The organism is Cribrihabitans marinus (genome assembly GCF_900109035.1).
Taxonomy (GTDB): Bacteria; Pseudomonadota; Alphaproteobacteria; order Rhodobacterales; family Rhodobacteraceae; genus Cribrihabitans; species Cribrihabitans marinus.
In genome coordinates this window covers 390,128-409,377 of the sequence record NZ_FNYD01000002.1, presented here as the reverse complement: position 1 = coordinate 409,377, position 19,250 = coordinate 390,128, and the positions used below count along the sequence as shown (strand labels likewise).

The following is a 19,250-nucleotide window of genomic DNA, read 5'->3' as shown; positions in this document are numbered from 1 at the left end:
GTCGCCCCTACCCCTCGCCGGGCAGGGCAAAGCCGAACCGGTCTCCATCGGCGAAGGCAGTCCGGTCGTTACCCCGGTTCGGATAGCCGCCCGCCTGCCGCAGAATGCGTGCCAGATGCAGCAGGTTCCATGTCATGATGGTGGTGTTGCGCCGCGTGAAATCATTGTCGAACCCCGCCCGCTTGCCATCCTCGAGCTGGTCACCGAAGGACGGCCCCGGCCCCGCCTCGCCGATCCAGCCGCAGTCGGCCTGCGGCGGAATGGTATAGCCCAGATGGTTCAGCGCGAATCCGATGGTCATCGCGCTGTGCTTGATGCCGTCCTCGTTTCCGGTGATCACGCAACCGCCGACCTTGCCATAGTAGACCGACTGGCCCCGCTCGTTCAGTTCGCCGGACATGGCATAAAGCCGCTCGATCAGGATGCGGCAGACGCTGCTTTCCTCGCCCAGCCAGATCGGCGTGCCGATGACAAGGATGTCGGCGGCCTGCACCTGGTCCCAAATCGCGGGCCAGTCGTCCGTGTCCCAGCCATGTTCGGTCATGTCGGGATAGACGCCGGGCGGCACCTGGTGGTCCAGAAGATGCAGATGCTCGACCGCAACGCCCTGATCGGCAAGGATTCGGCCCGAGGCTTCGAGCAGGACGCGGGTATGGCTGTCGCCGCTTTGCCGTTGCAGCGAGGTGTTGATGTAGAGCGCCTTGAGGTTCGCCATGCTGCTCTCCCTGTCCATATGACGCCGGGCGGCGAAGGCCACCCGGCACCCGATCCAGCCTAGAGCATTTCCGCCATCAGTTCGCGGCCGACCAACATGCGGCGGATCTCGGACGTGCCCGCGCCGATCTCCATCAGCTTGGCGTCGCGGAAGATCCGGCTGACCGGGGTTTCGTTCATGAACCCGGCGCCGCCCATCGCCTGCACCGCCTGGTGCGCCTGAACCATCGCCTGCTCGCTGGCATAGAGGCAACAGGCGGCGGCGTCCTGGCGGGTCACGGTGCCGTTGTCGCAGGACTTGGCCACCTCGTAGACATAGGCGCGGGCCGAGTTCATCGCGGTATACATATCGGCGATCTTGCCCTGCATCAGCTGGAAATTCCCGATCGGCTGGCCGAACTGGGTGCGGCTGGCCAGATAGGGCATTACCTCGTCCAGGCAGGCGGCCATGATGCCGGTGCCGATACCGGCCAGCACAACCCGCTCATAGTCGAGCCCCGACATCAGCACGCGCACGCCCTTGCCCTCTTCGCCCAGCACGTTCTCGAAGGGAACCTCGACATCCTCGAAGACCAGTTCGGCGGTGTTCGACCCGCGCATGCCCAGCTTGTCGAAATGCGGCGAAGTCGAGAAGCCCTTCATCTCCTTCTCGATCAGGAAGGCGGTGATGCCCTTGCTGCCGGCGGACGGATCGGTCTTGGCATAGACCACCAGTGTGTCGGCATCCGGGCCGTTGGTGATCCAGTACTTGTTGCCGTTCAGGCGATAGTGGTCGTTGCGCTTTTCCGCGCGCAGCTTCATCGACACCACGTCCGAGCCCGCGCCCGCCTCGGACATGGCCAGCGCGCCCACATGCTCGCCGGACACCAGACCGGGCAGGTATTTGCGCTTCTGCGCGTCGCTGCCGTTCAGCTTGATCTGGTTCACGCAGAGGTTGGAATGCGCGCCATAGCTGAGCGACACCGAGGCCGAGGCGCGGGCGATCTCCTCGACCGCGATCACATGGGCCAGATAGGACATCTCGGCGCCGCCGAATTCCTCGGGCACGGTGATGCCCAGCAGGCCCAGCTCGCCCATCTCGGTCCACAACTCGTTGGGAAAGGCATTGGTCCGGTCGATCTCGGCCGCCATCGGCTTGACGCGCTCCTGCGCCCAGCGATGCACCATCTCGCGCAGGGCGTTGACGTCCTCGCCCAGATCGAACTGCATGGTTGCCATGAACATCGCGCTGACCTCCCCGCGTTTATGAACAAGTGTTCAATAAACTGATAGCAGCGAATCCGGCCCCGGTCAATCGCCCTGGCGTCAGGCGCCGCCCTGGAACACCGCGCCGACCTCGGACCGGATGATTCGGGCGATCAGGGCGCAATCCTCCAGGCTGAAGGTCAGCGGCACGCGCATGTCGACGATACCGGCCAGGATCCGGTCGCTGTCCGGCATCCGCGGCGGTTCGGCATAGCGCCAGCTGTCATAGCGCGAGGTGAAGGCGACCGGTTCGGGCGCGCCGAACCATTTCAGCTCGACCCCGCGGGCGGCGCAGCGCGCGATCACCTCGCGCACTTGACCCGCGGCCCAGTCCAGCAACAGGAACTGAATGGACGACCCGACATATCCCTCGGGCGCGGGCCGTTCGATCACGGTCAGGCCGGGCTGACCACGCAACCCGTCCTCCAGCACGCGGTAACGGTCGTTCCAGCGCGGCACCTGGGCGTCCAGATGGCGCAGCTGCGGGCGCAGGATCGCGGCACGCAAATTGTCCATCCGCCCCGAGATGTTGGGCGTCTCGTAGCGGATCCGCTCGAAGACCTCGGGCGCCGGCGCCGCCAGATGGCGTTCATACAGCATGTAGGATCCCGACAGCATGATCGCGCGCGCGGCAAGTTCCGCATCGTCCGTGACCAGCAACCCGCCCTCGCCCGAATTCACATGCTTGTAGGTCTGGCAGGAATAGCAGCCCGCCACGCCATGCCGCCCCGAGGGCACACCGTTCCAGGACCCGCCCATCGTGTGCGCGCAATCCTCGATCACCAGAAGGCCGGCGGCGTCGCAGATCGCCATCAGCCGGTCCATGTCGCAGATATGGCCGCGCATGTGGCTGAGCAGCAGGACCCGGGCCTGATCCGCCTTGGCCGCAAGATCGTCCAGGTCGATGGTCAGATCCTCGGCCACGCCGACAAAGACCGGGCGCGCGCCCAAGGATGCAATGGCCCCGGGAACCGGCGCCAGCGTGAAGGCATTGGAGAGCACCGCGTCTCCGGGCCCAACCCCTGCGGCACGCAGCGCGGTGGCCATCGCATAGCCGCCCGAGGCCACCGCCACGCAGTATTTCGCGCCGACCAGGGCCGCGAACTCCTGCTCCAGCTGGGCGGCCTCACCGATCTCGCCGGGCGCCTGGTTGTAGCGATGCAGGCGGCCGTGCCGCATCACCGCCAGCGCGGCCTCGATCGCCTCGTCCGGGATCGGCTCCTGCTGGGTGAAACTGCCGGTGAATGTCTCGGTCATGTCGGATTTGTCGGACGTCACCAGCCAGCGGTCAAGCGGCGGCCGGCCGTTTCCACGATTTCAAAGCCGCGATTAGCCGATCAACCGCGGCACGACCCGCGCCAGATCGCCGAATTCGTCCAGAAGCGCCTCGGGCTCCAGCGCCGCCATCTCGTGGCCGGATGGGCCGAATGTGACCAGGATCGACGGCACCCCCGCCGCGCGGGCCGTGGCCCGGTCGGTCTCGGAATCCCCCACCAGGACGCATTGCGCTGGATCGCCACCCGCCAGCCTCGCGGCGGCCCGCAACGGTTCGGGGTCAGGCTTATTCGCCGGCAGGGTCCCGGCGCCCACCATCGAGGCGAACTCGGCCCGGATGCCCAGACGACCCAGCAGAAGATCGGCCAGCCCCTCGGGCTTGTTGGTGCAGATGCCGACGCCATATCCCAGCGCCTTGAGCTCCTGCACAGCCTCCATCGCGCCGGGATAGAGATAGGTGTGGGTGTCGATCGCCTGCGCATAGGCGTCCAGCAGCACCGGATAGAACTTCTCGACCAGCACGTCGTCAAAGGCCCCGACGCGCTGCAATCCGTGCCGCAGCATCATCCGCCCGCCGCGCATGGCGATGGCGGCGTCGTCAAATGGGTCAAGCACGTCACCGTGACCCATCTGCTGGAAACACAGGTTGGCCGCGGCCAACAGGTCGCCGGACGTGTCCGCAAGCGTTCCGTCCAGATCGAATATCACCGTCCGCATCACGCCCCCTCGGCAGGTTTCCGCCCCAGTCTGTTGCAACACGCAAACTGTTTTGATCGCCGCCTTGCTTGCGCCCCGATGCCCAGCGGATAAAACGGGCGGCGCAAAAACGAAAGAGAAATCCTCGATATGAGCACAGCCCTCGTCATCCTTGCCGCCGGCAAGGGCACCCGGATGAACTCGGACCTGCCCAAGGTCCTGCATCCCATCGGGCAGGCTCCGATGCTGGTTCACGCCATGCGCTCGGGCGCGGCGCTGACACCGGACCGCACCGTCATCGTCGCCGGCCACGGGGCCGAGGCGGTGTCCGCCGCCGCCCGCGCCGAGGACCCCGAAGCGATGGTGGTGACACAGGATGAGCAGCTGGGAACCGCCCACGCCGTCGCCCGGGCCCGCGCCGCGCTGGAGGGTTTCGACGGCGACGTGGTTGTCCTCTACGGCGACACGCCCTTCCTGCGTCCCGAAACGCTGGAGCGGATGCTGGCCGCCCGCGCCGAGAACGACCTGGTGATCCTGGGTTTCGAAGCCTCTGATCCCGCGCGCTATGGCCGGCTGGTTATGGACGGCGACCGGCTGACCCGCATCGTCGAGTTCAAGGACGCCACCGAGGCCGAGCGCGCGATCACCTTCTGCAACTCCGGCCTGATGGCGTGCAGGGCCGAGACACTGTTCGGCCTGATCGACGCGGTGGGCAACGACAACGCCTCGGGCGAATACTACCTGACCGACGTGGTCGAAATCGCAGCCGCGCAGGGCCTGCGAGTGACCGCCGTTGCCTGCGATCAATCCGAGACCCTGGGCGTGGACAGCCGCGCCGGACTGGCGCGGGCCGAGGCCATCTTTCAGGCCCGCGCGCGCGCCGACCTGCTGGAGTTGGGCGTCACCCTGCTGGCGCCCGACACCGTGCATCTGGCCGCCGACACGGTTATCGGGCGCGACGCGGTGATCGAACCCAACGTGGTGTTCGGCCCCGGCGTAACGGTGGAAAGCGGCGCGGTGATCCGCGCGTTCTCGCATCTCGAGGGGTGCCATGTCAGCCGCGGCGCGGTGGTCGGCCCCTATGCCCGCCTGCGCCCCGGCACCGAACTGTCCGAGGACAGCCGCGTCGGCAATTTCGTCGAGGTCAAGAACGCGCAGATCGGCGAGGGCGCCAAGGTCAACCACCTGAGCTATATCGGCGACGCCTCGGTCGGCGCGGCCACGAATATCGGCGCCGGCACGATCACCTGCAACTATGACGGTTTCATGAAGCACCGCACCGAGATCGGCGCGGGCGTCTTCGTGGGCTCGGACACGATGCTGGTCGCACCGGTGAAACTGGGCGATGGCGCGATGACGGCGACCGGTTCGGTGATCACCCGGGATGTCGAGGCCGACGCCCTGGCCCTGGCCAGGGCGAAACAGGAGAACAAACCGGGCCGCGCCCGCAAATTGTTCGATATGTTGAAATCCAAGAAGGCCCGGCAGCAGAAAGAGCAAAGCTAATGTGTGGAATTGTCGGTGTCCTGGGGGAGCACGAAGCGGCCCCGATCCTTGTCGAGGCGCTGAAACGGCTCGAATATCGCGGCTATGACAGCGCGGGCATCGCCACCGTGAACGGCGCGGCGCTGGACCGGCGGCGGGCGGTGGGCAAGCTGGTCAACCTGGGCGATCTGCTGGTGCACGACCCCCTGCCCGGCAAGGCCGGCATCGGCCACACCCGCTGGGCCACGCATGGCGCGCCGACGGTGGGCAACGCGCATCCGCACAAGGCCGGTCCGGTCGCGGTGGTGCACAACGGAATCATCGAGAACTACCGCGATCTGCGGGCGGAGCTGGCCGAACACGGGCTTGCCGCGGAGACCGAAACCGACACCGAGACGGTTGCCCTGCTGGCGCAGCACTTCCTGCAACAGGGTCTGCCGCCGGTCGACGCCGCCTTTCGAGCCATCGACAAGCTGCACGGCGCCTTCGCCCTGGCCTTTCTCTTCGAGGGCGAAGAGGATCTGATCGTGGCGGCGCGCAAGGGTTCGCCGCTGGCCGTCGGGCATGGCGACGGCGAGATGTATGTGGGCTCGGACGCCATCGCCCTGGCCCCGCTGACCGACCGCATCACCTATCTGGAGGAGGGCGACCGTGCGGTGGTGACGCGCAGGTCTCTCGAGATCCGCAATGACGAGGGCACACGGGTCGAGCGTGCGGTTCGCACCATTCGCGCCGAGGCCGCGCGGGTCGACAAGGCCGGGTTCAAGCACTTCATGGCCAAGGAGATTCACGAGCAGCCCAGCACCATCGCCGAGGCGGTGCGCGCCTATCTGCCGGTGGGAGACGATGCCGTCACCCTGCCCGACGGCGGGCTGGACTTCACCGGGATCGACCGCGTGGTCATGGTGGCCTGCGGCACGGCCTACTATGCCTGCCTGACAGCCAAATACTGGTTCGAACAGCTGGCCCGCCTGCCGGTCGAGGTCGATATCGCCTCGGAATTCCGCTATCGTGAACCGCCCGTCGCGGCGCGGACGCTTGCGCTTTTCGTCAGCCAGTCGGGCGAGACCGCCGACACGCTGGCCGCGCTGCGCTATTGCGCCGGCAAGGCAGAGCGCATCGTGTCGGTGGTCAACGTCCCCGAAAGCTCGATCGCCCGCGAAAGCGACCTGGCCCTGCCGATCCATGCCGGGGTCGAGATCGGCGTGGCCTCGACCAAGGCGTTCACCTGCCAGCTGTCGGTCCTGCTCATCCTCGCGCTCAAGGCCGCCACCGATCGCGGCGCGCTGACCGCCGATGATCTGGCCGACCACATCGCGGCGTTGCGCGGCCTGCCCGCGTCGATCAATGCCGCGCTGGACCAGGAGCCGGCCATGGAGAGCGTCGCCAAGCGCCTGGCCGAAGCCCGCGATATCCTGTTCCTGGGCCGCGGGTTGATGTACCCTCTCGCCCTAGAAGGGGCGCTAAAACTGAAAGAGATCAGCTATATACACGCCGAAGCTTATGCGTCCGGAGAGCTGAAGCACGGGCCGATCGCCCTGATCGACAACCAGGTGCCGGTGGTGGTCATGGCGCCACGCGACGAGCTGTTCGACAAGTCGGTCTCGAACATGCAGGAGGTGATGGCGCGCGAGGGCAAGGTGCTGCTGATCTCGGACGACAAAGGCATCTCCGAGGCCGGCGACGGTGTCTGGCAGACGATCCGCATGCCGCGGGTCCATGACAGCCTGGCCCCGATCCTCTATGCCCTGCCGGCGCAGCTGCTTGCCTATCACACGGCCGTCGCCAAGGGCACCGACGTGGACCAGCCGCGCAACCTGGCGAAATCCGTGACCGTGGAATGAGCGCGCCCACGCCCGAGGCGGCGCTTGCCGCGATCCGGGCGCGGGCCGAGCCCGGCCGGGCCGAGCAGATGGCCGCCTATCACAAGGCCGACCGCCCCTATCTGGGTGTGCCGAACCCCGATCTCGACGCCCTGAGCCGCGACTGGCGGCGGGCCGTGCCGGCGCCCGAACGGGTCGCACTGGCGGATGCCCTGTGGAGAACGAACATCCACGAGGCGCGGGTGGCCGCGGCCAAGCTGCTGACCCAGGCCCGAATCCGCCCGGACGATCACGACGTCTGGGCGCTTCTGTGTTCCTGGCTTCCGGATTTCGATGCCTGGGCCATCGCCGACCACGCCTGCATGGCCATGCAGCGCCGATTGACCGCGGACCCGACGCGCCTGGATATCGTCGAGGGCTGGACCGGCTCGGACCACCTGTGGACCCGCCGTGCCGCGCTGGTGGCGACCCTGCCCTGGACCAAGATGACGCATCCCTCGGCCGAGGACCTGGCGCGGCGCGACCGGATCCTGTCCTGGGCCGCGGGCTATGTCACCGACAAGACCTGGTTCATCCAGAAGGCGGTGGCCTGGTGGCTGCGCGACCTGTCCAAACACGACCCCGACCGCGTGCGGCGGTTCCTGGACCGCCACGGGCCGGACATGAAGGCGTTTGCCCGCCGGGAAGCGGGCAAATACCTGGGTCCGCCCGGCGACTGAGGATCCCGTCAGCTGGTGGAGTAGACATCCAGTTCGATCAACTGGTCGATCGGCGCCAGCAGGGCCCGCATCGCAGCCAGCGACAGGCGGCTGCCCGAGCCGACCTCGCCCCCCGACGGGATCAGCGTGACCACCGCCGAGGCGCCGGTCTTGCGCATCACCACCCGCCCGGGCCGTTCCTGGGTGACCAGCGGCGTTTCCAGCCATGGCCCGGGAATCGTCGGATCGCCCAGCCCGGCGACGGTCTGGCGCGCGCCGGTCCAGCCCGGATCGATCTGGTCGCGCGGCGCGGCGGCGCCCTCCGTGGCTTGCGGCGGGGCCTCCTCGCCGGCGACAATTTCAGTGTCGGGCGCGGCGGCGGGGCCTTCCAGTGAGGAGCGGAACTGGTCGCAACCTGCGACCGTCACGATGGAAATCAGCAATAGGGTTCGCATGTCAAAACCCTAACTGTCCGCGAAGGCCGGGACCAGAGCAAAGGCGATTTCTCCTTGTCGCCGGCATGGCTCCGCTTTACCTATTGCGGCATGACCTCGCCATTGATTGATCCCTTCGCCCGCGCGATCACCTACCTGCGGGTCTCGGTCACGGACCGGTGCGATTTCCGCTGCGTCTATTGCATGTCCGAAAACATGACATTCCTGCCCAAGAAGGATTTGCTAACGCTGGAAGAGCTGGACCGGATGTGCACCACATTCGTTCGTCTGGGTGTCGAGAAACTGCGGATCACCGGCGGCGAGCCGCTGGTGCGGCGCGACATCATGACCTTTTTCAACGCGATGACCCGGCATCTGGACAGCGGCGCGCTGAAGGAGTTGACGCTGACCACGAACGGGTCTCAGTTGGCGCGTTTTGCCGATCAGCTTTATACCGCCGGGGTGCGGCGGGTGAATGTCTCGCTCGACACGCTGGATGAGGCCAAATTCGCGAAGGTCACGCGCTGGGGCCGGCTGCCGCAGGTTCTGAACGGCATCGACGCGGCGCAGAAGGCCGGGCTGCGGGTCAAGATCAACGCCGTCGCGCTCAAGGGCTTCAACGAGGAGGAGCTGCCGCGCATCACCGAATGGTGTGCCGAGCGCGACATGGACCTGACCTGGATCGAGGTCATGCCGATGGGCGATATCGGCAACGAGGACCGGCTGGATCAATACTGGTCGCTCAAGGACGTGCGCCGCAGCTACCAGGAGCACTATACCGTCACCGACCTGGCCGAGCGGACAGGCGGCCCCGCCCGCTATGTCCGGCTGGAAGAGACCGGCCAGAAGATCGGGTTCATCACCCCGCTCAGCCACAATTTCTGCGAAAGCTGCAACCGCGTGCGGCTGACCTGCACGGGCGAGCTGTATATGTGCCTGGGCCAGGAGGACATGGCCGACCTGCGCCGCCCCCTGCGCGAGAGCCCGGACAGCGAAGCGCCGCTCGAGGCCGCGATCCGCGCGGCCATCGACCGCAAGCCCAAAGGGCATGACTTCGACTATTCCCGGCAGCGCGCGGATGGGCAGATGCCCCGCCACATGAGCCACACGGGCGGCTGAGATGAGCCGTCACGGCGGCGTGCCAACGCCGCTTTACCGTCTGTATTGCGGGCTGACGGCGGCCCTGGGTCCGCTGGCCTGGTGGACGATCCGTCGCAAGCTGGTGCAGGCCGGCGTGTCGCCGGAGCGCCGCCAGGAACGGCTGGGCCACCCGTCGCTGACCCGCGCGCCGGGGCCGCTGATCTGGTTTCACGCGGCCAGTGTCGGCGAAAGCCTCTCGGTGCTGACGCTGATCACACGCATGGCGCGGCGGTTGCCGCAGCACAGCTTTCTCATCACTTCGGGCACGCCGACCTCTGCCCGGCTGATCGCCAAACGCCTGCCGCCGCGCAGCTGTCACCAGTTCGCACCGATCGACGCGGCGGGGCCGCTGCGCCGGTTCTATGCCCATTGGCGGCCTCAGGCCGGCCTGTTTGTGGAAAGCGAGCTGTGGCCGCGCATGATCGTCGAGGGCCGGCGCCGCGGCCTTGCCCTGGCGCTGATCAACGCGCGCCTGTCGGACGGGTCGGTCCGCAAATGGCGCCGGTTTCCGAAAACGGCCGGTTTCCTGCTGGAGCAGTTCGACCTCTTCCTGACCCAGAACCGCAAATCCGCCGACAACCTGCTGGCGATGGGGGCGGATCCGGCGCGGGTTCAACCGGGCACCAATCTCAAGGCGCTGTCCGATCCGCTGCCGGTGGACGAGGTCGCTCTGGCCCGCATTCGGCGGGATATCGGCGCGCGGCCGGTCTGGGTCGCCAGTTCCACCCATCCGGGCGAAGAGGCGGTGGTGCTGGACGCCCACAAGCGGCTGCTGGCGGATCATCCCGAGCTGCTTCTGATCCTGGTTCCACGGCATCCGGAGCGCGGCCCAGAGGTCGCTGCGATGATCGAGCAGGCCGGGCTGACCGGCGCCTGCCGCAGCGCCGGAGAAGCCGTGACAGAGGCCACTCAGGTCTTCATGGCGGACACGCTGGGCGAGACCGGAACCTGGTACGCGCTCTGTCCGCTGGTGTTCATGGGCGGCTCGCTGGAGCGGATCGGCGGCCATAACCCGTTCGAGCCCGCCCAGGCCGGTGCAGCGGTGCTGACCGGACCCGGGTTTTTCAATTTCGCGGAAACCTATGCCGCCCTGATTGCAGGCGGCGGCGCGGTCGAGGTGAATTCGGCCGCCGAACTGCACCGCGCGGTCAACCGTTGGCTGACGGATGACGCGGCCTTTGCCGCAGCCCGGCAAGCCGCGTCACAGAGCGTGGCCGAGGGTCAAGCCGCTCTGGACGCGGTTGTCGAAACACTCTGCAAGCGCCTGGGTCTCGACTGAGAACGCGCCACCGGGTGCGCGGGATCAGCCAGCCGCCGGCATCCGCCGCTCGACGATCTCGGCCCACCAGCTGCAGCCGGCGGGGATCGCCTCGTCATTGAAATTGTATTCGGGATGGTGGACCGAGGCGGTGTCGCCGTTGCCCACCAGGATATAAGCCCCCGGCCGCTCCTCGAGCATGAAGGCGAAATCCTCGCCGCCCATCACCAAGGGCGCGTCGTCGCACCCGCCCGAGACCGCGCGGGCCACATCGGCGGCAAATTCGGTCTGTTCCTCGGAATTGACCATGACCGGGTAGCCACTCATGTAGGTGACATCGGCCCTTCCGCCGAAGGTCGCGGCGATGCCGGTGCAGATTTCGTTGATCCGGGTTTCCGCCAGATCGCGCATCTCGCGGCTCATCGTGCGCACCGTGCCCTTGATCTGGACCCGCTGCGGGATCACGTTGAATGCCTTGGACGAGGTTTCGAACGACGTCACCGAGACCACCACCTGGTCGATCGGATCGGCATTCCGGCTGGAGATCGTCTGCAGCGCCAGGACCGCCTGCGCGGTCATGACGGTCGTGTCGATGGTCTCGTGCGGCTTGGCGGCATGGCCGCCACGGCCCTCGAAGGTGATGTCGAACTGGTCGGTGGCGGCAAAGAACGCGCCGGGGCGGATCGCGAAGCTGCCGATCGGACGGCCCGGCCAGTTGTGCATGCCATAGACCTCCTGGATGCCCCAGCGCTCCATCAGGCCATCATCGCACATCTCCTTGCCGCCGGCGCCCCCCTCTTCGGCGGGCTGGAAGATCACCACCACGGTGCCGTCGAAATTGCGGGTCTCGGAGAGGTATTTGGTGGCCCCCAGCAGCATCGCGGTGTGCCCGTCATGGCCGCAGGCATGCATGGCGCCGGCTGTCTTGCTGGCATAGTCCAGCCCGGTCGCCTCGTGGATCGGCAGCGCGTCCATATCCGCCCGCAGGCCGATCACCTTGCCGGCCTTGTCCGACTTGCCCTTGATGACGCCCACGACGCCGGTGCGCCCGATCCCGGTCACCACCTCGTCGCAGCCGAACTCCTGCAGTTTTTCGGCAACCAGCGCGCTTGTGCGATGGGTTTCATACAGGATTTCGGGGTTTTCGTGGATATCCCGTCGCCATGCGGTAATCTCGTCATGCAATTCTGCAAAGCGGTTCTTGACTGGCATCAATGCGTCTCCGTTCTCTGTCGGTGTGCCGGCACGGGTGTCCCTGCGGTCTGGGCTGTTCGGCGGCTGCGATGCGGCCTAGGCCTTTCCGGCCCTCGGGACCGCTCTGAAACCCGAAGGTCCCGATCCGTCGCCCTCTTTGTCCACCGCGCGGGTCTCGGGTACAAGCTATTTCCCGATGCGCGCAATTCAACCAGTCCGCGCAGGATCAGCCGGATGCCGCGCAAAGCCGCCGCACCAGCCTGTCGGCAAAGGCGACGCCGGCCTCGAACTGCGCCACGGTGATGTATTCGTTGGGCTGATGCGCCTGGGCGATGTCGCCGGGTCCACAGACAACCGCGGAATAACCCGCCTCCTGGAACTGCCCTGCCTCGGTGCCATAGCTCACCACGTGTCGCGCGTTGTCGCCGGTCAGGGCGCGGGCCAGGGTTTCGGCCGCCCCCTCGGTCTCGGGCGTCAGCGCCGGAACCCGGAACCGCTGGCTTATGTCGATGCGCGCCTCGGGATGCACCGCCTGCATCTGCGCCTCGACCTCGCGCACCTGGTCAAGATAGGCGCCGCGCCATGCCTCGGGATCCTCATCCGGCACGATGCGGAAATCCATCGCAAAGCGGCAATCCTTGGCGGTGATGTTATGCGCCGTCCCGCCCTCGATCTGACCGACATGCGCGGTGGTCCAGGGCGGCTCGAACAGCGCCGCCAGTTCCGAGGGGGTCGCGGCCATGCTTTCTGCGTTGCGCCGGTTGGCCCAGTCGATCAGCGGGGCGGCGGCCATGATCGCGTTCACCCCGGTATGCATCAGCGAGCTGTGCACCTCGAAGCCGATGACATGCGTGTCGTATCCGAACCCGCCCTTGTGCCCTGTCACCACCTGCATCGTCGTGGGCTCGCCCACGATCACCGCGGCGCCCTTGGGCAGGACCGGCTGCATCGCCTCGATCATCGGCGGCGCGCCGGTGCAGCCGATTTCCTCGTCGAAACTCAGCGCCAGTTGCAGCGGCCGCGCGACACCGCGCTGATGGGCCTCGACCAGCGCCCAGATGGCGATGGCGTCGAACCCCTTCATGTCGCATGTGCCGCGCCCGAGATACTTGCCGTCCCGCTCGGTGACGGTGAACGGATCGCTGTCCCAGGGCTGCCCGTCGACCGGCACCACGTCGGTATGGCCCGACAGCACCACGGCGCCTTCCTCCCACGGGCCGACATGGGCAAAGAGCGCCGCCTTGTGCGGCTGGTCCGGGTCGGGCCAGCGATGTGAGGCAATGCCGTGTTCGTCCAGATACGCCTCGACCCAATCAACCAGCGGCAGGTTGGTGTCCCGGCTGACCGTCGGGAACGAGACCAGCTGGGTCATGATCTCGAGCGGGGACAGGCGTTGCGCCATGCGCTCAGTAGCCGCTGTCGGTGAGCAGGATGAAGTGTCCCGGCTCGACCTCGTCATAGCGCGACGGCTCGGGCTCGTGGTCGGTCGGGTGGATTGGCGACGGGATCGGCTTGAAATTCAGATCCTTCTCGGACTTGCGCTTGTGCGGATCGGCGATCGGCACCGCCGCCATCAGCGCCTGGGTATAGGGATGCTGCGGGTTTTCGAAGATCCGCGCGCGCGGTCCCATCTCGACGATCCGGCCCAGATACATCACCCCGACATAGTGGCTGACCCGTTCGACCACGGCCATGTCGTGGCTGATGAAGAGATAGCTGAGACCAAGCTCGGCCTGCAATTCCATCATCAGGTTCAGCACCTGCGCCTGCACCGAGACATCCAGCGCCGACACCGCCTCGTCCGAGACGATCAGCTTGGGGTTCAACGCCAGCGCGCGGGCGATGGCGATGCGCTGGCGCTGCCCGCCCGACATCTCGTGCGGGTAGCGGCGCATGAAGCTGCGCGGCAGGTGCACCCGGTCGAACAGATTGGCCACCCGGTCCTGCAGTTCCGAACCCGAAGCGATGCCGTAGTTGCGCATCGGCTCGGCGACCTGCTCTTCCAGCTTCATCTTGGGATTGAGCGAGGCGAACGGGTCCTGGAAGATCATCTGCATGTCCAGCCGCGCCCGGCGCAGACCGGACGAGTCCAGCTTCATGATGTCCAGACCGTCCAGGTCCACCTCGCCGGCCAGAGGCTCGACCAGCCGCAGGATCGAGCGGCCGGCCGTGGACTTGCCGCAGCCGGATTCGCCCACAAGGCTGAGCGTCTGGCCCCGGTTGATGGTGAACGAGACATCCTCGACCGCGTGCACATTCGCCACCGTGCGGCGCAGGAAACCGCCCTTGACGGGGAAGCGCGTGGTCAACCCCTTGACACGCAAGAGCACTTCCTGCGTGCCAGGGACCGGCTTGAGGTTCTGCCCCTCGACACCCAACAGGCGCATCGGCTCGGGACAGGGCTTGTCCCGCATCTCGCCCAGCTTGGGCACCGCCGCCAGAAGCGACTTGGTATAGTCGTGGGTCGGGTTCTCGAAGATCTGTTCGACCGGCCCTTCCTCGACCTTGTTGCCGCGATACATGACCACCACGCGGTCCGCCATCTGCGCCACCACGGCCATGTCATGCGTGATGAACATCACCGCTGTCCCGGTCTCGCGCTTGAGCCGGTCCATCAGCGCCAGGATCTCGGCCTGAATGGTCACATCAAGCGCCGTGGTCGGCTCGTCCGCGATCAGCAGGCGCGGCTCGCAGGCCATCGCCATGGCGATCACCACGCGCTGCCGCATACCTCCCGACAGTTCGTGCGGGTATTGTTTCAGCCGCCGTTCGGGCTCGGGGATGCGGACCTGACGCAGCAATTCCAGTGCCCGCGCCTCGGCCGCGGCCCGGTTCATGTTCATGTGCACCCGCAACCCCTCGGTCAGCTGGCGGCCCACGGTGAAGACGGGGTTGAGCGCTGTCATCGGCTCCTGGAAGATCATGCCGATCTCGTTGCCGCGGATCCGCTTCATCAGATCCTGGTCGAGGTCGGCCAGGTTGGTCTCATGCCCGTCGCGCCGGTCGAACAGCAATTCACCATTTGCAATCTTGCCGCCGCCGAATTCGACCAGCCGCATCAGCGAGAGCGAAGACACCGACTTTCCCGACCCGGATTCACCGACGATGCAGACGGTTTCGCCGGGATAGACATCAAAGGACACGTCCTCGACCCCGACCACGGGGCCGTCCTTGGTCTGGAACTCGACCCGCAGTTTCCTGATCTCGGCAATCGGATGATCCAGCACCGGCACGCTCCCTGTTCGCCCATTCGGGTTGTTGCGGAAACGCTAAGACCGTGATGCGGGCAAAGTCAAACCCTCCGCCATTTGGCCAAGGCGGGGCTTGCATTTTTCCTCAACTCTGTTTCGATGCGGGGGTCATCGGTGGCCAGGGACAGATGCAAGGTAACATGCCGACATCGTTCCGCGTTTGCTTTCAATAAGTTGCCCCGGACCGCCGGAACACATCCAAGCCGCGGAAACGCGGAAAAAGAACGAGACATTCAGATGTCCAACAAGGAGTGAAAAATGAAAATCAAGACAATCCTGCTCGGCGCCATCGCCGGCGCAGCTCTGGCGCCCGTGGCCCAGGCCGAGCGCGGATCCGACGGCCAGGTCAGCATCATCTACTGGCAGGCACCGTCGATCCTCAACCCGTTCCTGTCGGGCGGCACCAAGGAAAGCGAGTCCTCCTCGCTGGTGATCGAACCGCTTGCCCGCTACGACCAGGACGGCAATCTGGTGCCCTGGCTGGTCGAAGAGATCCCCACCGTCGAAAACGGCGGCGTGAGCGAGGATCTGACCTCGATCGCCTGGAAGATCACGCCCGGCCTGGTCTGGTCGGACGGCACGCCCTTCACCTCGGCGGATGTCAAGTTCACCGCCGATTACTGCATGCATCCCGAAGGCGGCTGCGCGCAGCTGACCAAGTTCGAAGGCGTCACCTCGGTCGAGACGCCGGATGAGCAGACCGTCAAGGTCACGTTCGAGAAGCCGACTCCGTTCCCCTATGGCCCCTTCGTCGGCGCCGAGAGCCCGATCATCCAGGCGGCCCAGTTTGCCGACTGCCTGGGCGCCAGGGCCCCGGAATGCACCGAACAGAACTTCAACCCGATCGGCACCGGCCCGTTCGTGGTGGACGAGTTCAAGCCCAACGACGTGATCACCATGTCGGCCAACCCCAACTATCGCGATCCCGACAAGCCGGCCTTTGCCAAGGTGTTGTTCAAGGGCGGCGGCGACGCCACCGCCGCGGGCCGCGCGGTGATGGAAACCGGCGAGTTCGACTATGCCTGGAACCTGCAGCTGGCGCCCGACGTCATCGCGCAGATGCAGGAAGGCGGCAAGGGAACGCCCGTGGCCGGCTTCGGCCCGCTGGTCGAGCGCATCATGCTCAACCAGACCGATGCCTCGCCCGACCTGCCCGAGGGCGAGCGGTCGACCGCCAAGCATCCGCACCCGTTCCTGAAGGATCCCGCCGTCTACAAGGCGTTGTCGATGGCCATCGACCGGCCGCTGCTGGTCGAGATCGGCTATGGCCAGGCCGGCAAGGTCACCTGCAACTGGGTGCCCGCGCCTGCCGCGGTGAACTCCGACACCTTCACCTGTGACACGCAGGACATCGAGGGCGCCAAGGCGATGCTCGAGGAGGCCGGCTATACCGACACCAACGGCGACGGCATCCGCGAGACGCCCGATGGCGAACCGATGAAGCTGGTCTACCAGACCTCGACCAACGCCGTGCGCCAGGACTTCCAGGCGCTGATCAAGGAGTGGTGGCGCGAGATCGGGGTCGACTCGGAACTGCGCAACATCAACGCCAGCGTCTTCTTCGGCGGCGATCCGGGCAGCCCGGACACGTTCCAGAAGTTCTATGCCGATGTCGAGATGTATGCCAACACCTTCAACGGCACCGACCCGCAGAGCTATCTGGGCAACGGCCTGTGCGACAAGGCCCCGCGCCCCGAGACCCAGTGGCAGGGCGAAAACATCAGCCGCTTCTGCAACGAGGAGTTCGACGCGCTGCATGCTGAACTGACCAAGACCGCCGGCGCCGAGGCGCGGGCCGAGATCGCCAAGCGCCTGAACGACATCATGGTCGAGAATGGCGGGATGATTCCGCTGGTCCACCGGGGGCGCCTGTCGGCACATGCCAACACCCTGGGCGGCGTGATCCTGAACGTCTGGGACAGCGAGCTTTGGAACGCTGCGGACTGGTACCGCAAGGAAGGCTCGTGAGTTTCCGAGCCTGACCCGGCCGCGCCCCGATTGACCTCGGGGCGCGGTCTTTCGCATCCCGCCGCATGACCAAGATGCACGAAAAGGCGCCTGAATGCTGACCTTTACCATCCGACGTCTGATCCTGGCTGTTCCGACCCTCATCTTCATCAGCCTGGTGATCTTCCTGCTGCTCGAACTCGCCCCCGGCGATCCGATGGCCCAGGTGCCGCTGACGGTGCCGCCCGAGGTCAAGGAAAAGATGCGCGAGGCGCTGGGGCTGGGCGAACCGATGCACATCCGGTTCTGGAAATGGATCGTGCAGTTCTTCTGGATCGAGCCGCAGGTCCTGATCGACCATTATCTCGGCACCAGTTTCTCGCAGGGCGATCTGCGCGTGATCTCCTGGCAGACCCGCTCGCCGGTGATGGACATCGTCGTCCAGCGCATGCCGCAGACCCTGTGGGTGGTGGGCACAGCCTATGTGGTCGCCATCGTCATCGCCCTGCCCATCGGCATCTATTCCGCCTACCGCCAGTATTCCTGGTTCGACCAGATGGGCACCTTCGTGTCGATGGTCGGCTTTTCGGTGCCGCCGTTCTTCTCTGGCGTCCTGGTGATCGTGATCTTCTCGGTGCAGCTGGGCTGGTTCCCGTCGATCTATGACACCACGCTGGTGGTCGACAGCTGGGACAGTTTCGTCAAGCAGCTGCAACAGATGATCATGCCGGTGATGGTGCTGGCCCTGCAGATCACCGCCCAGCTCAGCCGCTTCATGCGCGCCTCGATGCTGGACAATCTCAACCAGGATTACGTGCGCACCGCTCGCGCAAAGGGGATGAGCGAATATGTGGTCGTCATGGTGCACGTGCTGCGCAACTCGATGATCCCGGTCGTCACCGTGATCGCCCTGGGCATTCCGGCCATCTTCGGCGGCGCCATCATCACCGAGCAGGTGTTCAAGGTGAACGGCATCGGCCAGCTGCTGATCGGCGCGATCCAGGCCAACGACTTGCCGATGGTGCAGACGCTGACCTTCATCTTCGCGGTGCTGATCGTGCTGTTCAACCTGATCGCCGACGTGCTCTACGGCATACTCGACCCGAGGATCCGCTATGACTGACAAGGATCGCCTGGTTCCCGACGAGGGGCTTGCCCCCGCCTCGACCGCCCTGCCCGGCGCCGCCGGCCCTCTGGAGGAGCTGACCCAGCCCCCGCGCAGCCAGTGGCTGGATGTCTGGGACCAGTTCAAGACCCATCGCGGCGCGCTGATCGGCGGCATCCTGTTCGTGGCGATCGTCGCCTCGGTCTATCTGGGACCGTTCGTCTGGGACATCGACCCGACCAAGATCAACATCCGCGCCCGCAACGAGGGGCCGAGCCTTGCGCACCCCTTCGGCACCGACCAGCTGGGCCGCGACATGCTGGCCCGGATGATGGCGGGGGGGCAGACCTCGGTCTCGGTGGGCATCACCGCGATGCTGCTGGCGCTGATCCTGGGCTCGTTCATCGGGGTTGTCGCCGGGTTCTTCCGGCGGCTGGACGGGCCGCTCATGAGGCTGACGGACCTTTTCCTTGCGCTGCCGCTGCTGCCGCTCCTGCTGGTGATGATGCTGTTGTTCCGCGAGCCGCTGAACGCGGCCTTCGGGCTGGAACAGGGGATCTTCATCCTGATCGTGGCCTCGATCGGCATCACCTCGTGGATGCCCACGGCGCGCATCGTGCGCGGTGACGTTCTGGCGCTAAAGGAACGCGAGTTCGTTCTGGCGGCGCGTTCCATCGGCACGACGAATACCCGCATCATCACCCGCCACATCCTGCCCAACGTGCTGTCGCCGATCATGGTCTCGGCCACGCTGGGCATCGCCACGGCGATCATCACCGAAAGCGCGCTCAGCTTCCTGGGCCTCGGATTCCCGCCCGATTTCCCGACCTGGGGTCGGCTGCTGTTCGACGCCACCGACTACCTGCAGCAATATCCGGAACGGGTGTTCTGGCCCGGCATGGCGATCTCGCTGACGGTTCTGAGCGTGAACTACCTCGGTGACGGTCTGCGCGACGCGCTCGACCCGCGCATCCGCGGTCGCTGA

The 19,250-nt window shown here is 66.2% G+C and carries 16 protein-coding genes; 8 read left to right on the top strand and 8 right to left on the bottom strand.

The annotated features are described in order from the left end of the window. Positions 1–7: 7 nt before the first annotated feature. The 4 genes from BMX57_RS04440 to BMX57_RS04425 all read right to left on the bottom strand — a co-directional run bounded on the left by BMX57_RS04440 (position 8) and on the right by BMX57_RS04425 (position 3,951). Complete coding sequence (locus BMX57_RS04440) at positions 8–715, bottom strand: flavodoxin family protein (RefSeq protein WP_229724179.1); 708 nt, start codon at positions 713–715, stop codon at positions 8–10. A 59-nt stretch (positions 716–774) separates the two neighbouring features. After that, the gene (locus BMX57_RS04435) at positions 775–1,938 is read right to left on the bottom strand and encodes an isovaleryl-CoA dehydrogenase (RefSeq protein ID WP_092362913.1); all 1,164 of its coding nucleotides are present in this window, start codon (positions 1,936–1,938) and stop codon (positions 775–777) included. Positions 1,939–2,019: 81 nt separating this feature from the next. Beyond that, positions 2,020–3,216: a DegT/DnrJ/EryC1/StrS family aminotransferase gene (locus tag BMX57_RS04430; protein ID WP_092363103.1), complete on the bottom strand. Its 1,197-nt coding sequence runs from the start codon at positions 3,214–3,216 to the stop codon at positions 2,020–2,022. A gap of 72 nt (positions 3,217–3,288) precedes the next feature. Next, positions 3,289–3,951: an HAD-IA family hydrolase gene (locus tag BMX57_RS04425; RefSeq protein ID WP_092362911.1), complete on the bottom strand. Its 663-nt coding sequence runs from the start codon at positions 3,949–3,951 to the stop codon at positions 3,289–3,291. 129 nt (positions 3,952–4,080) lie between these two features. On the opposite strand from BMX57_RS04425, the gene glmU reads away from it, so the two are divergent. Genes glmU through BMX57_RS04410 form a run of 3 tightly spaced genes read left to right on the top strand, consistent with a single transcriptional unit; the run spans position 4,081 to position 7,957 of the window. Beyond that, positions 4,081–5,436 carry a bifunctional UDP-N-acetylglucosamine diphosphorylase/glucosamine-1-phosphate N-acetyltransferase GlmU gene (gene glmU, locus BMX57_RS04420; RefSeq protein WP_092362909.1) on the top strand — a complete coding sequence of 452 codons (1,356 nt, stop codon included), beginning with the start codon at positions 4,081–4,083 and terminating at the stop codon, positions 5,434–5,436. After that, positions 5,436–7,259, top strand: coding sequence for a glutamine--fructose-6-phosphate transaminase (isomerizing) (gene glmS, locus BMX57_RS04415; RefSeq protein WP_092362907.1), 1,824 nt, complete (start codon positions 5,436–5,438; stop codon positions 7,257–7,259). Before glmU ends, glmS begins: the two co-directional genes overlap by 1 nt. Then, positions 7,256–7,957: a DNA alkylation repair protein gene (locus BMX57_RS04410; protein WP_092362905.1), complete on the top strand. Its 702-nt coding sequence runs from the start codon at positions 7,256–7,258 to the stop codon at positions 7,955–7,957. The genes glmS and BMX57_RS04410 overlap by 4 nt, the downstream gene beginning before the upstream one ends. 8 nt (positions 7,958–7,965) lie before the next feature. Here BMX57_RS04410 and BMX57_RS04405 read toward each other — a convergent pair whose 3' ends face one another. After that, entirely contained in the window at positions 7,966–8,391 is a 426-nt protein-coding gene (locus BMX57_RS04405) for a hypothetical protein (RefSeq protein ID WP_092362903.1), read from the bottom strand. A 90-nt stretch (positions 8,392–8,481) separates the two neighbouring features. Between BMX57_RS04405 and moaA the strand changes: the two genes are divergently transcribed. Further along, complete coding sequence (moaA, locus tag BMX57_RS04400) at positions 8,482–9,489, top strand: GTP 3',8-cyclase MoaA (RefSeq protein ID WP_092362901.1); 1,008 nt, start codon at positions 8,482–8,484, stop codon at positions 9,487–9,489. Between the two features lies 1 nt (position 9,490). Continuing rightward, the gene (locus BMX57_RS04395) at positions 9,491–10,789 is read left to right on the top strand and encodes a 3-deoxy-D-manno-octulosonic acid transferase (protein WP_092362899.1); all 1,299 of its coding nucleotides are present in this window, start codon (positions 9,491–9,493) and stop codon (positions 10,787–10,789) included. Positions 10,790–10,813: 24 nt separating this feature from the next. Here the strand turns inward: BMX57_RS04395 and BMX57_RS04390 are convergent, their stop codons facing one another. The 3 genes from BMX57_RS04390 to BMX57_RS04380 all read right to left on the bottom strand — a co-directional run bounded on the left by BMX57_RS04390 (position 10,814) and on the right by BMX57_RS04380 (position 15,189). Further along, the gene (locus BMX57_RS04390; RefSeq protein WP_092362897.1) at positions 10,814–11,980 is read right to left on the bottom strand and encodes a M20 aminoacylase family protein; all 1,167 of its coding nucleotides are present in this window, start codon (positions 11,978–11,980) and stop codon (positions 10,814–10,816) included. Between the two features lie 208 nt (positions 11,981–12,188). Beyond that, positions 12,189–13,364, bottom strand: a complete 1,176-nt coding sequence (gene argE, locus BMX57_RS04385; RefSeq protein ID WP_092362895.1) for an acetylornithine deacetylase — start codon at positions 13,362–13,364, stop codon at positions 12,189–12,191. 4 nt (positions 13,365–13,368) lie between these two features. After that, positions 13,369–15,189 (bottom strand): ABC transporter ATP-binding protein, encoded by a 1,821-nt coding sequence (locus tag BMX57_RS04380; RefSeq protein WP_092362893.1) that lies wholly within the window; start codon positions 15,187–15,189, stop codon positions 13,369–13,371. 282 nt (positions 15,190–15,471) lie between these two features. Here BMX57_RS04380 and BMX57_RS04375 point away from each other — a divergent pair, with 282 nt between their 5' ends. The 3 genes from BMX57_RS04375 (at position 15,472) to BMX57_RS04365 (ending at position 19,250) form a co-directional block, all read left to right on the top strand. Beyond that, positions 15,472–17,181 carry a peptide ABC transporter substrate-binding protein gene (locus BMX57_RS04375; protein WP_092362891.1) on the top strand — a complete coding sequence of 570 codons (1,710 nt, stop codon included), beginning with the start codon at positions 15,472–15,474 and terminating at the stop codon, positions 17,179–17,181. 94 nt (positions 17,182–17,275) lie between these two features. Further along, the gene (locus BMX57_RS04370; RefSeq protein ID WP_092362889.1) at positions 17,276–18,283 is read left to right on the top strand and encodes an ABC transporter permease; all 1,008 of its coding nucleotides are present in this window, start codon (positions 17,276–17,278) and stop codon (positions 18,281–18,283) included. Next, entirely contained in the window at positions 18,276–19,250 is a 975-nt protein-coding gene (locus BMX57_RS04365; RefSeq protein ID WP_092362887.1) for an ABC transporter permease, read from the top strand. The genes BMX57_RS04370 and BMX57_RS04365 overlap by 8 nt, the downstream gene beginning before the upstream one ends.